Origin of the sequence: Gordonia tangerina (genome assembly GCF_021556435.1) — a bacterium.
Lineage (GTDB): Bacteria > Actinomycetota > Actinomycetes > Mycobacteriales > Mycobacteriaceae > Gordonia > Gordonia tangerina.
The window spans coordinates 1-13,943 of record NZ_JAKGCU010000028.1 but is presented as its reverse complement, the minus strand read 5'-3'; the positions used below and the strand labels follow the sequence as shown (position 1 = coordinate 13,943).

The 13,943-nt window shown below is 66.4% G+C and carries 12 protein-coding genes; 7 read left to right on the top strand and 5 right to left on the bottom strand.

The features are described from left to right. The first annotated feature begins 8 nt into the window (after positions 1-8). Positions 9-1,151: a CoA transferase gene (locus tag L1892_RS21200; RefSeq protein ID WP_235725752.1), complete on the top strand. Its 1,143-nt coding sequence runs from the start codon at positions 9-11 to the stop codon at positions 1,149-1,151. Positions 1,152-1,227: 76 nt separating this feature from the next. On the opposite strand, the gene L1892_RS21195 is transcribed toward L1892_RS21200, so the two are convergent. After that, positions 1,228-2,385 carry a CaiB/BaiF CoA transferase family protein gene (locus L1892_RS21195; RefSeq protein ID WP_235725801.1) on the bottom strand — a complete coding sequence of 386 codons (1,158 nt, stop codon included), beginning with the start codon at positions 2,383-2,385 and terminating at the stop codon, positions 1,228-1,230. A 191-nt stretch (positions 2,386-2,576) separates the two neighbouring features. Between L1892_RS21195 and L1892_RS21190 the strand changes: the two genes are divergently transcribed. The 4 genes from L1892_RS21190 to L1892_RS21175 are packed head-to-tail and all read left to right on the top strand — an operon-like array spanning position 2,577 to position 6,274. Next, on the top strand, positions 2,577-3,653 hold the full coding sequence (locus tag L1892_RS21190) for an MBL fold metallo-hydrolase (RefSeq protein ID WP_235725751.1): 1,077 nt from the start codon (positions 2,577-2,579) through the stop codon (positions 3,651-3,653). Further along, the gene (locus tag L1892_RS21185; protein WP_235725748.1) at positions 3,650-4,411 is read left to right on the top strand and encodes a crotonase/enoyl-CoA hydratase family protein; all 762 of its coding nucleotides are present in this window, start codon (positions 3,650-3,652) and stop codon (positions 4,409-4,411) included. The genes L1892_RS21190 and L1892_RS21185 overlap by 4 nt, the downstream gene beginning before the upstream one ends. Before the next feature lie 56 nt (positions 4,412-4,467). Further along, the gene (locus L1892_RS21180) at positions 4,468-5,385 is read left to right on the top strand and encodes a LysR family transcriptional regulator (RefSeq protein ID WP_235725746.1); all 918 of its coding nucleotides are present in this window, start codon (positions 4,468-4,470) and stop codon (positions 5,383-5,385) included. 4 nt (positions 5,386-5,389) lie between these two features. Continuing rightward, positions 5,390-6,274: a LysR family transcriptional regulator gene (locus L1892_RS21175; protein WP_235725745.1), complete on the top strand. Its 885-nt coding sequence runs from the start codon at positions 5,390-5,392 to the stop codon at positions 6,272-6,274. 13 nt (positions 6,275-6,287) lie between these two features. Here the strand turns inward: L1892_RS21175 and L1892_RS21170 are convergent, their stop codons facing one another. Together L1892_RS21170 and fabG are read right to left on the bottom strand one after the other, a co-directional pair. Then, positions 6,288-7,511, bottom strand: a complete 1,224-nt coding sequence (locus tag L1892_RS21170; RefSeq protein WP_235725744.1) for an acetyl-CoA C-acetyltransferase — start codon at positions 7,509-7,511, stop codon at positions 6,288-6,290. 40 nt (positions 7,512-7,551) lie between these two features. Continuing rightward, on the bottom strand, positions 7,552-8,310 hold the full coding sequence (gene fabG, locus L1892_RS21165) for a 3-oxoacyl-ACP reductase FabG (RefSeq protein WP_235725743.1): 759 nt from the start codon (positions 8,308-8,310) through the stop codon (positions 7,552-7,554). A gap of 118 nt (positions 8,311-8,428) precedes the next feature. Here fabG and L1892_RS21160 point away from each other — a divergent pair, with 118 nt between their 5' ends. Beyond that, complete coding sequence (locus L1892_RS21160; protein WP_235725742.1) at positions 8,429-9,619, top strand: acyl-CoA dehydrogenase family protein; 1,191 nt, start codon at positions 8,429-8,431, stop codon at positions 9,617-9,619. Positions 9,620-9,731: 112 nt separating this feature from the next. On the opposite strand, the gene L1892_RS21155 is transcribed toward L1892_RS21160, so the two are convergent. Then, complete coding sequence (locus tag L1892_RS21155) at positions 9,732-11,006, bottom strand: DDE-type integrase/transposase/recombinase (RefSeq protein WP_014928888.1); 1,275 nt, start codon at positions 11,004-11,006, stop codon at positions 9,732-9,734. Positions 11,007-11,162: 156 nt separating this feature from the next. Continuing rightward, the gene (locus L1892_RS21150) at positions 11,163-12,437 is read right to left on the bottom strand and encodes a DDE-type integrase/transposase/recombinase (RefSeq protein WP_014928888.1); all 1,275 of its coding nucleotides are present in this window, start codon (positions 12,435-12,437) and stop codon (positions 11,163-11,165) included. Between the two features lie 266 nt (positions 12,438-12,703). Between L1892_RS21150 and L1892_RS21145 the strand changes: the two genes are divergently transcribed. Further along, positions 12,704-13,943 (top strand): HNH endonuclease (locus L1892_RS21145; protein WP_235725738.1); only part of this gene is annotated, 1,240 nt, incomplete at its 3' end.

Here is a 13,943-nt window from a genome sequence, read left to right as displayed (position 1 = left end):
GCCCACACATGACCAACCCCGCCCCTCCCCTCGCCGGTCTGCACGTCGTCGAGGTGTCGAGTTTCGTCGCCTCCCCGCTGGCCGGACTCACGTTGTCGCAGTTGGGTGCCGAGGTGACCCGGGTCGACCCGATCGGCGGTGCGGCCGACGTCCATCGGCGGCCGGTGACGGCAGACGGCGAGTCGATCTACTGGACCGGCCTCAACAAGGGCAAACGATCGGTGACCGCCGATCTGCGCAGCGACGACGGACAGAGAATGGTGCGGCGGATGGTCACCGACTCGGGACCCGGCGGCGGCATCCTGCTGACCAATCAGGCCGGACGATCCTGGATGAGTCACGAGACCCTCTCGGCGCTGCGGCCCGATGTCATCACCGTGGAGATCCTCGGCCGCACCGACGGCACCCCGGGCGTCGACTATACGGTCAACGCGGGCCTCGGATTCCCGCACATCACCGGCCCTACCTCCCTTGCGGATCCGGTCAACCATGCGCTCCCGGCCTGGGATGTGGCCTGCGGACTGTATGCGGCGCTGGCCATCTCGTCCGCGGTGCGGCGTCGCGAACAGTCCGGCGTCGGGGCAGAGATCACGCTGCCGCTCGAGGACACCGCGCTGTCGATCGCGAGCGCGCTGGGATATCTGACCGAGCCGCAGGTCAACGGCCACGGCCGCTCCGGCACCGGAAACGACGTGTACGGCACGTACGGAACCGATTTCGCCACCGCAGACGGTGGCCGATTCATGATCGTCGCGCTGACACCTCGACACTTCCGCGACCTGCTGGAGCTCACCGGAGTCGGTGATGCGGTGGCCGCCGTGGAGAAGGCACTCGGCGCCGACTTCGGCCGCGAGGACGACCGGTTCACGCACCGCACCGTGCTCAACGGGCTGATCGCCCCCTGGTTTGCCGCCCGGTCGACAGCGGACGTGGCAGCGGCGCTGGAGAAGTCGTCGGTGCTGTCACAGCGCTACCGCACCTTCGACGAGGTGGTCGCCGACGGCGACCTGAGCACCAATCCGATGTTCAGCGCACTGGATCAACCCGGCATCGGCACCTTCCTCGCCGCCGGCCTGCCCGCCGCCTTCGACGGCGAGCACTACACCACCGGCCCCGCCCGCGCCCTCGGCGCCGACACCCCTCGCAAGTAACCCAAGCCACTCGACCCACGGAGGCCGCGAAACTGCGTTCCGTCGGCCTCCGTGCCGGCCGCGATGTCCGGTCGGGTTACCGGTGGTTCTCCTCGAGCTCCGCGAGGATGGCTTGGGTGTGTTGGCCCAGCGCGGGCACATCACCCATCGGGAGCTCGACGTCGGCGAAGGTCATCGGCGGCAGTACCGCACGTATCGGGCCGGCCTCGGTACCGACCTCGCGCCATCGGTCGCGTTCGGCGAGCTGCGGATGCGCGACGACGCCGTCGAGCTCGCGGATCTCGGCGGCCGGTACCCCGGCCGACGCGAGGGCCTCGTCGAGCTCGGCCGTGGTGAATCTCTTGGTTTCGGCGGCGACGAGGTCGTCGACCTCGCCGCGCCGCCGGACCCGCTCGATGTTGGTGGCATAACGCGGATCGTCGGCCAACTCCGGGCGGCCCAAGACGTCGTCGATCAGCACCCGCCAACCACGGTCGTTCTGCACGCCGATGAGGATCTCCCCGTCACGTGTCGGGTAGCGGTCATACGGCACGATCGCGGCATGGCCGACCCCCGAACGCGGGATCTGACGGTCACCGTAGAGCCGCATGTACAGCGGATGACCCATCCATTCGACCGTCGCGTCGAACATCGACACCGCCACCGCGGCGCCCGCGCCGGTGGTCGCACGCCGGAGCAGGGCGCTGAGCACCGAGGTCAGCGCGTACATACCGGCCGCGATGTCGGAGGTCGGGACCCCGGTCTTCGCGGCCTCGTCGGCAGAACCGGTCACCGAGATCAACCCGGTCTCGGCCTGTACGAGCATGTCGTAGGCCTTGCGCTCGCGGTACGGTCCGGCGTCGCCGTACCCGGACATGTCGACCACCACCAGACCGGGATTGTTCCGACGTAAGTCCTCCGCACCGAATCCGAGCCGCGCCGCCGCCCCGGGCGCGAGATTCTGCAGGAACACGTCGGCGCGCGCGATCAACCGTCGGAGCACATCACGTCCGGCATCGGTCTTCAGATCCAGCTCCATCGACTCCTTGCCGCGGTTCAGCCATACGAAGTGCGACGCCAGACCGTGCACGGCGTCGTCGTAGTCCCGGGCGAAGTCGCCCTCGCCGACCCGCTCGATCTTGATCACCCGCGCTCCTAGATCGGCGAGGTGGCGGGTGGCCAGCGGTGCGGCCACCGCCTGTTCCAGGGCGATGACGGTGATCCCGGCCAGTGGCGGGCCCGCAGAGTTGTCGATCACCGGGCAACAATCGCCCGGCCACGACCACCGCGTCAACCGGTACGTTCCCTGACGCAGGTGATTGCGCATAGGCAGTTCCTCATCGAGCGTGAGCCGGACCCACTTTGAACGCGATCCGGGGCACGTGGTCGGATGGAAGTTGATGCGCGCAACTGTCTGAAGCTGCGGGCGACGATCTGGAGGTGCAGATGACCACGATCGAGGTCACCGGACATCGTCAACGTGAGGCGTGGGCAGAGAAGGTCCTGCCGCCGGTCGAGGAGGTCCGCCCGGGACTCTGGTCCATCCCCGTACCGATGGCTCCCAACCCTCTGCGGTACGTCCTGATCTACGCTCTGGTGCTGCCCGACGGCATCGCCCTGATCGACACCGGTTGGCCATCCGACGACGCCTGGCAGGCGTTGGTCGACGGAATCCATGCGACCGGGCACGACATCACCGAGGTCCGACACGTCTCGATCACCCATCTGCATCCCGACCATTTCGGTCTGGTGCCACGGCTGCTCGAACACGTCGATCCCGTCCTGGCGATGCATCACAATGATGCCCGCCACCTGCACCACGTCACCGAGGCCGAACTCGAGCGCCAGATCGCGACGGCCCGACACGAGCTCGAGGCGCTGGGCGCACCCGATGTCGTCGACAACGGCTTCCGACACATCGCCCGCCTGCCCAAGGGCCGCACGATCGACGTCGAGCTCGACCATGACGATCCACTCGACCTGCCCGACTGGAACGTCCGCGCATTGTGGACACCCGGTCATACCGCCGGACATCTGTGCTTTGCCGACGACGACGCCGGCGTCATCTTCACCGGCGACCACCTGCTGCCACGGATCAGCCCGAACGTCTCGACCAATGCGTTCCAGGCCCACAATCCGCTCGACCAGTACCTCGTTTCGCTGGCACACACCGAAAAACTCCCCGACCTCGAGGCGCTCCCCTCCCACGAGTACCGGTTCCGCGGACTCGCCGACCGTGTCACCGACCTCCTCGACCACCACGAACAGCGACTCCGGGAAATCACCACGGCGGTCGTCGACAATCCGGAGAGCACCGCGTGGGAGATCACCCGGTCGGTCACATGGTCGCGGCCGTTCGAACAGCTCGGCACGGACCTGGCGCGGATGGCCATGCGCGAGACCCATGCGCACCTCGTCGTCCTGGAACAACGCGGCGTCCTCACTCCGACCGAAGGCTCGCCCGTCCGCTGGAATCGGACTCAATCTGCCGCCGCCCCCACCGCTGACAGGAGTGTCCGATGAGTTCGGTGACCACCGAGTTCGCCGACGGCGTCGCCGTCATCACCATCAACCGTCCCGAGGCCAAGAACGCGGTCAACCTCGACGTCGCCGAGGGTATCGCGGCGGCCGTCGAGGAACTCGACGCCCGCGACGACCTGACGGTCGGCATCCTGACCGGCGCGGGCGGGACCTTCTGCGCCGGCATGGACCTCAAGGGCTTCACCCGCGGTGAGCGTCCATTTGTATCGGGCCGCGGCTTCGGCGGACTCGTGGAGGCCCCACCGAGCAAACCACTCATCGCCGCCGTCGAGGGCTGGGCACTGGCCGGAGGGTGCGAACTTGCGCTGTCCGCCGACCTGATCGTGGCCGCTCGCGACGCGCGGTTCGGCCTGCCCGAGGTCAAGCGCGGTCTGGTCGCCGCTGCCGGCGGCTTGTTGCGGCTGCCCAAGATCCTGCCGTACCAGCTCGCTATGGAGATCGCATTGACCGGCGAACCTCTCAGCGCGGCACGCGCACACGAGTTCGGGCTGGTGAACCGGCTGACCGAGCCGGACGATGCCCTCGCTGGAGCACGACAGCTCGCGGCGACGGTCGCCGCGAACGGGCCGATGGCCGTCCGCGCCACCAAACAGGTCCTGTCGATGGCGATCGGCTACACCGACGCGGACCTGATCACCGAGCAGCGCCGCCACATCGACCCGGTCTTCGCCTCACAGGACGCCCAGGAGGGCGCGCTCGCCTTCGCCGAGAAGCGCGCTCCCCGGTGGACCGGGAAGTGAACGCTCGCCGGTGACCGAGCGCACACCGGTCACCGAGACCTCCGTACGATGAGTCCGTGGACCTGCACCTCGTCACCTACTTCGTCGCGGTGGTCGATCATGGCGGGATCACGAAGGCAGCCCAGTCGCTCTACATCTCGCAACCGTCGTTGTCACAGGCGATCCGAACCTTGGAGCGCCGACTCGGAGTCACCCTGTTCGACCGCTCCGGACGACGACTCGAACTGACCGAAGCGGGTCGCAAAGTCGAGGTCGCGGCACGCCGCATCCTCGACGACGTGGACCGCGCCAAGGCACGGGTCGCCGCCGTCCGTGAGCTTCGCTCGGGTCGCGTCGACGTGGTCACCCACAGCGCGTTCAGCATCGATCCGATGGTGGAGATCGTTCGCGTCTTCCGCGAACGCTTCGGCCACCTCGCCGCGCGCATCGTGGCCGCCGATGGCCCGAGTGGAGTTCTCGCGACGCTCCGCCGAGGGGATGCGGAGATCGGTCTGATGGACGCCTCGGCCGACCACGCCTCGTTCACGGCCATCCCGCTCGGCACACAGGAACTCGTCCTCGCGGTCCCGCCGGAGCGTGCCTTCGACCTGCCGGATCCGCTGTCCCGAACCGATGTTCGCGACATCCCGCTGGTGCTTGACATGGCCGATCCGGGCACTGCCGAGGTGCTCGCCGACGTGATCGCCGACAACGGCCGCAATGTAGTCGTCGACTGCGCCCACCCCACCGCGACCTGGGACCTGGTCACTCGCGGTACCGGCGCCACCGTTGCCCCCGATATCGTTGCGCGGCAACAGATGCCCGGCGCACTCCGGTTTCGGATCGAACCACCGCTCACCCGCGGATTCGGGCTGGTGTTGCGCTCGGGCCGGCCGTCACCGGCAGCGATGGCTTTCATCTCGGTCGCACGCGGCCTCTTCGGCACCCAACCCGCACAGCCGTCCGCCGAACTGACCGACGTCGGTGATTGGTGATTCTGTGGAGCTACGTCAGATCGAGTACTTCCTCGCCGTCGTCGAGCACCAGGGCATCGGGGGCGCGGCAGGCGCGCTCGGGGTCGCCCAACCCACCGTCTCGCAGGCGCTGCGAGCGCTGGAACGGGAGTTGGGGGTACAGCTCTTTCACCGGATCGGACGCGGCATGGTACTCAGCTCCGCCGGACGGTCCATGGTGGGCCCGGCACGCCAGATCGTGCGTGACGTCGATGCCGTCGGAGATCTGCTGGCGGCCCCCTCCGACGAGTTGACCGGGCGACTCGACATCCTCGCGGTACCGTCGGTGGCGTCGGGTCCACTCGTCGACCTCCTGGTCCGCTTCCGATCCGAATACCCAGGTGTCACGGTACGTTTCGGCGAACTCCGAGACGAGACCCAGGCCGCGTCGGCGATCGAGGACGGTCACTGTGAGTTCGCTGTCGCCCACCTGCCGATCGCCGGCGACGACCTCGAGGTCGTCGTGGTGGGTGAACAGGAGTACCTGCTCATCTATCCACCCGGGACCCAGGTACCCGACGGCCCGATCCCCCTCGAGGAGTTGCCGTCGGTACCCATGGTATTCGTGCCGCGGGGCCAGTCGGTCGCCGACGAGATCGAGGAGGCGATCCGCGTCGCCGGGGCCCGACCGCCGCTGGCCGTCCTCTCCGAGCATCGGGAGGAACGACTCCCGATGGTGCTCGCCGGCATCGGTGGGACGATGCTGGAGAAGTCGATGGCCGAGGCCGCCGCCGACCGCGCCGTCGTACGGACGGTGCAGCCCCGATTCGTCCGTCCGTTCGCGATTGCTTACGACCCCACCACTGTCTCCCCGGTCGGCCAGGCCTTCGTGGACCTGATCGGCACGGTCCTCGAGTCGAATGGGCGCTGATTGCGAAGGTGCGCTATGCCACCCGCTCGAAGACTGCCGCTAGTCCCTGCCCGCCACCGATGCACATCGTCTCCAGGCCGTAGCGCACCTGCCGGCGATCCATCTCCCGAGCCAGCGTCGCCAGCATGCGAACACCGGTGGCGCCCACCGGATGTCCCAGTGAGATACCAGAGCCGTGCACATTGGTGCGGTCGAAGTCGCCGCCGGCACCGAAGCGGCCGAATCCCCACTCCCTGGTGACCGCCAACGCTTGCGCGGCGAAGGCCTCGTTCAGTTCGATGAGGTCGATGTCGGCGAGCGACAGGCCGGCCTTGTCCAGCGCCTTCGCGGTAGCGGGAACAGGACCGATACCCATTGTGCGCGGAGCGACGCCGGCCGCCGCCCACGACACCAGCCGCGCCAGCGGGCGTAGCCCGTGCCGCTCGGCGACCTCGGGAGTGGTCACGATACACATCGCGGCCGCATCGTTCTGACCGCTGGCGTTGCCCGCAGTCACCGTGGCGTCGGGATCCTGCTTGGCCATGATGGGTTTCAGCTTTGCCAGCACGGCGGCAGAAACATCCGGTCGCGGGTGCTCGTCGGTGTCGATCACTCGCTCGCCGCCTTTCCCTGCGACGGTCACAGGGATGATCTCCTCCGCGAAGATGCCGTCCTTCTGGGCGCGGACCGCACGGAGATGGGATTCGACGGCCAACTCATCCTGTTCGGTGCGGCTGATCTCGTATTCTTCCCGCAGGTTCTCGGCCGTCTCGATCATGCCGCCTGGCACCGGATAGTTCTTGCCGCCGGCGGTGGACCTGGCGCGAACCAGGCTGTCGTGCATGGCGATACCCGACCGGGCGCCACCCCATCGCATATCGACGGAGTAGAACGACGCATTGCTCATCGACTCGGTGCCACCTGCCACGACGACATCGTGGTCACCGCCCGCGACCTGGAAACCCGCCTGGATGACGGCCTGCAGACCCGACCCGCATCGTCGGTCGATGTGCATACCGCCCACCGTGACCGGCAACCCGGCGTCGAGCGCCACCACCCTCCCGATCGCCGGTGCCTCACTGTTGCCGTTGCAGTGTCCGAGAATCACATCCTCGACGGCCTCCGGAGCAAGTCCCGACCGATCGAGCATCCCCCGCACCGCCGTCACCCCGAGGTCGACGGCGGTGAGATTCTTGAACATCCCGCCGTACCTACCGATCGGTGTGCGTACGGGTTCACAGATGACAACGTCTCTCATGGTGCGCCTTTCGGTGATCGATAATCGGATCTGATGGTTGTCACATGAACCGTCCGCCGGTCACCTCCAGCACGGTTCCGGTCATGTAGGACGACATATCCGAGGCGAGGAAGAGTGCCACGGAGGCCACCTCGTCGACCTCACCGGCGCGTTGCATCGGGATCTCCGCCATCTTCTGATCCCAGGCCTTCTGCGGCATCGCCTCGGTCATCGCCGAGCGAATCAGCCCGGGTTGAATGGCATTGACCCGGACACCGTGATGTGCCATCTCCTTTGCCGCGGCCTTCGACATGCCGACGATCCCTGCCTTGGCGGCCGAGTAGTTGGTCTGACCGACCATGCCGACCTTGCCGGACAGCGACGAGATGTTCACGATCGCACCACGTTTGGCCTCGCGCATGATCGCGGCCGCCTTGCGGGTGCCGTTCCACGTGCCCTTCAGGTGAACCGAGACGACGAGATCGAAATCCTCCTCGCTCATCGTCCGCATCGTCGCGTCGCGAGTGATTCCGGCGTTGTTGACCATCACGTCCAACGAACCGAAGCTGTCGACGGCGTCGGCGAGCAGGGTGTCCATCTCTCCCGCGTCGGTGACGTCGCATCGCACCGCACGCGCGACCTCGGCGCCACCGAGTTCGCCCGCCGCGGCCGTCGCGGCGTCGAAGTTCAGATCCCCGAGGACGACGCGCGCCCCCGCGTCCACGAAACACCGGGCGATCTCGAAGCCGATGCCCTGAGCGGCGCCGGTGATCACCGCGGTTCGTCCATCGAGCAGATTCTGAGGTGTAGAGGAAGCCATGGGTCGGAATCTACCGCCGACCGGCCACCGGCGGCCCCGTCGATCCATACAAAGCAGCTAAGGGTGCGAGAGGGAGTTCGATGTGGACCGGCACCGCAGAACCCGTCAGAGTGGGAGGATGACCAGTGTCGTGAACACCACCGCCCAGCGCGAGGTCAGCGATGACGACTTCGCCGACATACTCGCGGCGACACGCGAATTCATCCGAGCGAAGGTCGTCCCGCGGGAACAGGAGATTCTCGACCTCGATGCGATCCCCGAGGACATCCGCGCCACCGCCAAGGAAATGGGACTGTTTGGCTATGCGATTCCCCAGCAATGGGGAGGGCTAGGACTCGATCTGACCCAGGATGTCGAACTCGCGATGGAGTTCGGATACACCTCGCTGGCGCTGCGATCGATGTTCGGAACCAACAACGGGATCGCCGGCCAGGTCCTGGTCGGGTTCGGTACCGACGAACAGAAATCCATGTGGCTGGAGAGGATCGCCTCTGGAGAGGTCGTCGCATCGTTCGCACTGACCGAGCCAGGCGCCGGCTCCGATCCCGCCGGACTACGCACCAGAGCGGTTCGCGACGGATCGGATTGGGTCATCAGCGGCGAGAAACGCTTCATCACCAATGCCCCGATCGCCGACCTGTTCGTGGTCTTTGCGCGAACCCGCTCCAAGGACGAGAACGGAACCGGCATCGCGGTGTTCTTGGTTCCCGCCGACACGCCGGGCGTGAGCGTGGGCGCCAAAGACCGCAAGATGGGCCAGGAAGGCGCTTGGACCTCCGATGTCCATTTCGACGATGTCAGGGTGCCGGCTACCGCCCTGGTCGGAGGGAACGAAGATGTCGGTTACCGGGCAGCGATGACCTCGTTGGCGCGTGGCCGCGTACATATCGCCGCGTTGTCGGTGGGGACCGCCCAGCGGGCGCTCGACGAGTCGGTCGCCTGGGCTGCGACGGCGACCCAGGGTGGCACACCCATCGGCGAGTTCCAGCTCGTGCAGGCGATGCTCGCCGATCAGCAGACGGGTGTGATGGCGGGCCGCGCCATGGTGCGCGAGGCAGCCCGCGCCTGGGTGGACAACACGGACCGCCGAATCGCGCCGTCGGCCGCGAAGCTGTTCTGCACCGAGATGGTCGGCAAGGTCGCCGACCTCGCGGTCCAGATCCACGGCGGCAGCGGCTACATGCGCGAGGTTCCGGTGGAGCGGATCTACCGGGATGTCCGGCTGTTGCGGCTCTACGAGGGCACCAGCGAGATCCAGCGCTTGATCGTCGGTGCAAATCTGGTCAAACAGGCACAGAAATCGCGCTGACCTGGCCGTCGCCGGCAGACTCAACAATTTTCGACAGTTCGCCGTAGTGCCTCACGTCAAACTGCCCGCGAAATCCGACTCATGCCTCAGATAGGAATGCCCGCGAAAGCTGTCAGCCGGCTGGTACTCGAACACCCTTGCGAACATCGGGTAGTGCGGAGGGGAACTGCGCGAGGTGGAGCTGCTCGGTTTTGTCTTTGGCCAGCAGGAGAAGTTGGTCTTGAAGTGCGGCGATGTCGCGACCGATCTGGGCGGGGTTGAGCGAGTCGCGGTAGGCGCACAGCTCGGCGCGCTGGGCCGCGCTGAGCACGTCAGCAGCCAGGAGGCGGTCGAACGGGGTAGCCGGGGCGTCATAGACCCGGCGGCGGCGGCCGTTGGCGGTGGAGGCGAATCCGACGGGTTTGATGGTCGGGGTCAGGTAGTTGAGCCGGTCGTTGACCAGCCGCCACAGCCGGTTGAGCGCGGCCCGTTCAGTGTCGGTGTCATAGCGCCAGTAGAACGCGTACTTGCGCACGAGGTGGTTGTTCTTGGATTCAATGGTGGCCTGATCGTTCTTCTTGTACGGCCGTGACCGGGTGAAGTAGATGCCTTGGCCGCCGGCCCACTCGATCACCGGATGGTTGAGGAACTCGCTACCGTTGTCGAAGTCCAAACCTGTTACCCCAAAAGGGATTTCCTCAACAGCAGTCTTGAGTCCGGTGAGGATATGGGTGTGCGCGTTGTTGCGGATGCTGCGGGTGAACACCCACCCGGTGTGCACATCGGTCAGGTTCAACGTCCGCACGAACTCGCCTTTGAGGGTCGGGCCGCAATGGGCGACCGTGTCGCCCTCGAAGAACCCGGCCTCGGCCTCCACCTCATCACCAGCCTTGCGGACGGTGATCGAATTGCGCAGCAACACAGACGGTTTGGTCGTGGACACACCCGATATCTGGTCTTTGGCCTTGGCGGTTCGCAGGTAGCGGTCGATGGTCGCCGCCGACATCGACAACAACTCCGCACGCACACTCGCGCTGTAACGGTCCACTCCGGCAACAAGTTCGCCGTGCCGCTCCAGCGCATCGAGCTGCACGCGCATCGATACCACGAGGTACTTGCCGCACTGCCCACCCGAGGCCGCCCACACCTTCTGCAACACCTTCAACGCGTCGTAGGAGTACTTCGGCGAGCGCGGGGTGCGCTCACGCACCGCCACCGCGTGCCCCGTGCCCGGCGACAGCCGCGCGGCAGCAGTCAACCGCCGCCGCGCGTTGTCGCGCGACCAACCGGTCACCTCCACCACCTGATCGAGGATCCGGCCCCGGTCCTTCTTCGACGCCTTCACATACTCCCGCGCGAACCTGCTGGTCACCTCGGCCCGAGACCGCATCGACAACCCACTTCCCATCCCCCGACGATCACCATTTCGCGGGCAAACCTATGTGAGGCACCGAGGGCGTTTCGCGGGCAGATTACGTGAGTCAAGCCGTTCGCCGTAGTGCCTCACGTCAAACTGCCCGCGAAATCCGACTCATGCCTCAGATAGGAATGCCCGCGAAAGCTGTCAGCCGGCTGGTACTCGAACACCCTTGCGAACATCGGGTAGTGCGGAGGGGAACTGCGCGAGGTGGAGCTGCTCGGTTTTGTCTTTGGCCAGCAGGAGAAGTTGGTCTTGAAGTGCGGCGATGTCGCGACCGATCTGGGCGGGGTTGAGCGAGTCGCGGTAGGCGCACAGCTCGGCGCGCTGGGCCGCGCTGAGCACGTCAGCAGCCAGGAGGCGGTCGAACGGGGTAGCCGGGGCGTCATAGACCCGGCGGCGGCGGCCGTTGGCGGTGGAGGCGAATCCGACGGGTTTGATGGTCGGGGTCAGGTAGTTGAGCCGGTCGTTGACCAGCCGCCACAGCCGGTTGAGCGCGGCCCGTTCAGTGTCGGTGTCATAGCGCCAGTAGAACGCGTACTTGCGCACGAGGTGGTTGTTCTTGGATTCAATGGTGGCCTGATCGTTCTTCTTGTACGGCCGTGACCGGGTGAAGTAGATGCCTTGGCCGCCGGCCCACTCGATCACCGGATGGTTGAGGAACTCGCTACCGTTGTCGAAGTCCAAACCTGTTACCCCAAAAGGGATTTCCTCAACAGCAGTCTTGAGTCCGGTGAGGATATGGGTGTGCGCGTTGTTGCGGATGCTGCGGGTGAACACCCACCCGGTGTGCACATCGGTCAGGTTCAACGTCCGCACGAACTCGCCTTTGAGGGTCGGGCCGCAATGGGCGACCGTGTCGCCCTCGAAGAACCCGGCCTCGGCCTCCACCTCATCACCAGCCTTGCGGACGGTGATCGAATTGCGCAGCAACACAGACGGTTTGGTCGTGGACACACCCGATATCTGGTCTTTGGCCTTGGCGGTTCGCAGGTAGCGGTCGATGGTCGCCGCCGACATCGACAACAACTCCGCACGCACACTCGCGCTGTAACGGTCCACTCCGGCAACAAGTTCGCCGTGCCGCTCCAGCGCATCGAGCTGCACGCGCATCGATACCACGAGGTACTTGCCGCACTGCCCACCCGAGGCCGCCCACACCTTCTGCAACACCTTCAACGCGTCGTAGGAGTACTTCGGCGAGCGCGGGGTGCGCTCACGCACCGCCACCGCGTGCCCCGTGCCCGGCGACAGCCGCGCGGCAGCAGTCAACCGCCGCCGCGCGTTGTCGCGCGACCAACCGGTCACCTCCACCACCTGATCGAGGATCCGGCCCCGGTCCTTCTTCGACGCCTTCACATACTCCCGCGCGAACCTGCTGGTCACCTCGGCCCGAGACCGCATCGACAACCCACTTCCCATCCCCCGACGATCACCATTTCGCGGGCAAACCTATGTGAGGCACCGAGGGCGTTTCGCGGGCAGATTACGTGAGTCAAGCCGTTCGCTTGACTTCGAACGCGAGTTCGAATACCTTGGTTGCCAGCAGGCCGAGATGATGACGATATACCGGACCGGATAAGCACGCACAGGAGCGAATGCGTTGCTCGGCACGGTAGGAAACCCAGAACGGCCGCCTGCATCACCGGTTACACCGGTGCCGTTGTCGTATCTGCTGGGGAGTCGTCATGTCTGTCATCGCTGAAGTGTCTGTATCTGCGGAGCTACCTCCATCTACCGAGTTGTCTGCGCTGGTCTCGGTATTGCGCGAGCTGCGCTGCGATGACCTGTCGGGGCGTGCCACCTTCGACGCCATGGGTCAGATCCTGGCGCTACGCAACCTCATCGATCATCACGCCGCCCGCCTGGCCGCACAACTCGACCGACTCGGTGTGGCCCGCGACCACGGCCGCAGTACCCGTGAACTGCTCATCGTGATGGGATTCGCACCATCGGTGGCCCAACGCCTGCTGCGTATCGCCTCCTCGCTCGACACACTGCCCACCCTGCACGCACACGCCGCCGACGCCGCGATCCCCGCCGAACACCTCGACGCCATCGTGCGCGGAGTCAGCCATATCGCCGGCAGATCGGCGGAACCAATCGACGACGCACTGCGTCTAACCCATGTGACCGATCTTCTCGGACAATACTTTTCCGGCGCCACCCCCGCCGACATCGACACACGCGCCCGCACCCTGGGCAACCAACTCGCCGCCGGCACCAACGGCCCACCCGCCGCCGAAGACCGCCAACTCAACGAACTCACCCACCACCGCGACACCGACGGCCGCCTCCACCTCGAGGCCAGCCTCGACCTCGAAGTCGGCGAAAAACTCTGCGCCGCCCTCAACGCCCTCAGCGCACCCCGTCCCCAACCCGACGGCTCCCGCGACCCCCGCACCATCGCCCGCCGCCACGCCGACGCCCTCGACACCATCCTCGACATCGCCGCCCGCATGCCCAGCGACATCGCCAGCGCCGCACCCAAAACCCAACTCCTCCTCACCATCCCCGCCGACACCCCCACCCTGGCCGAACTCGACCTCCTGGGGTCGGTCACCCAAGCGACCCTGCGCCGACTGTCCTGCGACGCGGCCACCACCACCCTGCTCGTCGACGACGAACGCGTCCCCCTCGACATCAGCCGCGAGAAACGATTCGTCCCACCACACATCCGAAAAGCGTTGCACGTCCGAGACGAATGCTGCATCAAATGCGGCGCACCCGCCAACCGCACCCAAGCCCACCACCTGACCCACTGGATCGACGGCGGCGACACCAGCCTCGACAACAGCTGCCTACTCTGCCCCGCCTGCCACACCGACATCCACCACAACGGCTGGGACGTGTTCCTCGGCACCGACCGCCACCCCTGGCTCATCCCACCCGCCGCCGTCGACCCCGGACGCACACCCTTGCCCGCCC

Excerpts from the sequence above, each read along its gene's own strand:
- L1892_RS21185 (WP_235725748.1), top strand. The coding sequence starts at position 3,650 with ATGAGTTCGGTGACCACCGAGTTCGCCGACGGCGTCGCCGTCATCACC.
- L1892_RS21170 (WP_235725744.1), bottom strand. The coding sequence starts at position 7,511 with ATGAGAGACGTTGTCATCTGTGAACCCGTACGCACACCGATCGGTAGG.
- L1892_RS21190 (WP_235725751.1), top strand. The coding sequence starts at position 2,577 with ATGACCACGATCGAGGTCACCGGACATCGTCAACGTGAGGCGTGGGCA.
- L1892_RS21155 (WP_014928888.1), bottom strand. The coding sequence starts at position 11,006 with ATGGGAAGTGGGTTGTCGATGCGGTCTCGGGCCGAGGTGACCAGCAGG.
- L1892_RS21200 (WP_235725752.1), top strand. The coding sequence starts at position 9 with ATGACCAACCCCGCCCCTCCCCTCGCCGGTCTGCACGTCGTCGAGGTG.
- L1892_RS21150 (WP_014928888.1), bottom strand. The coding sequence starts at position 12,437 with ATGGGAAGTGGGTTGTCGATGCGGTCTCGGGCCGAGGTGACCAGCAGG.
- fabG (WP_235725743.1), bottom strand. The coding sequence starts at position 8,310 with ATGGCTTCCTCTACACCTCAGAATCTGCTCGATGGACGAACCGCGGTG.
- L1892_RS21160 (WP_235725742.1), top strand. The coding sequence starts at position 8,429 with ATGACCAGTGTCGTGAACACCACCGCCCAGCGCGAGGTCAGCGATGAC.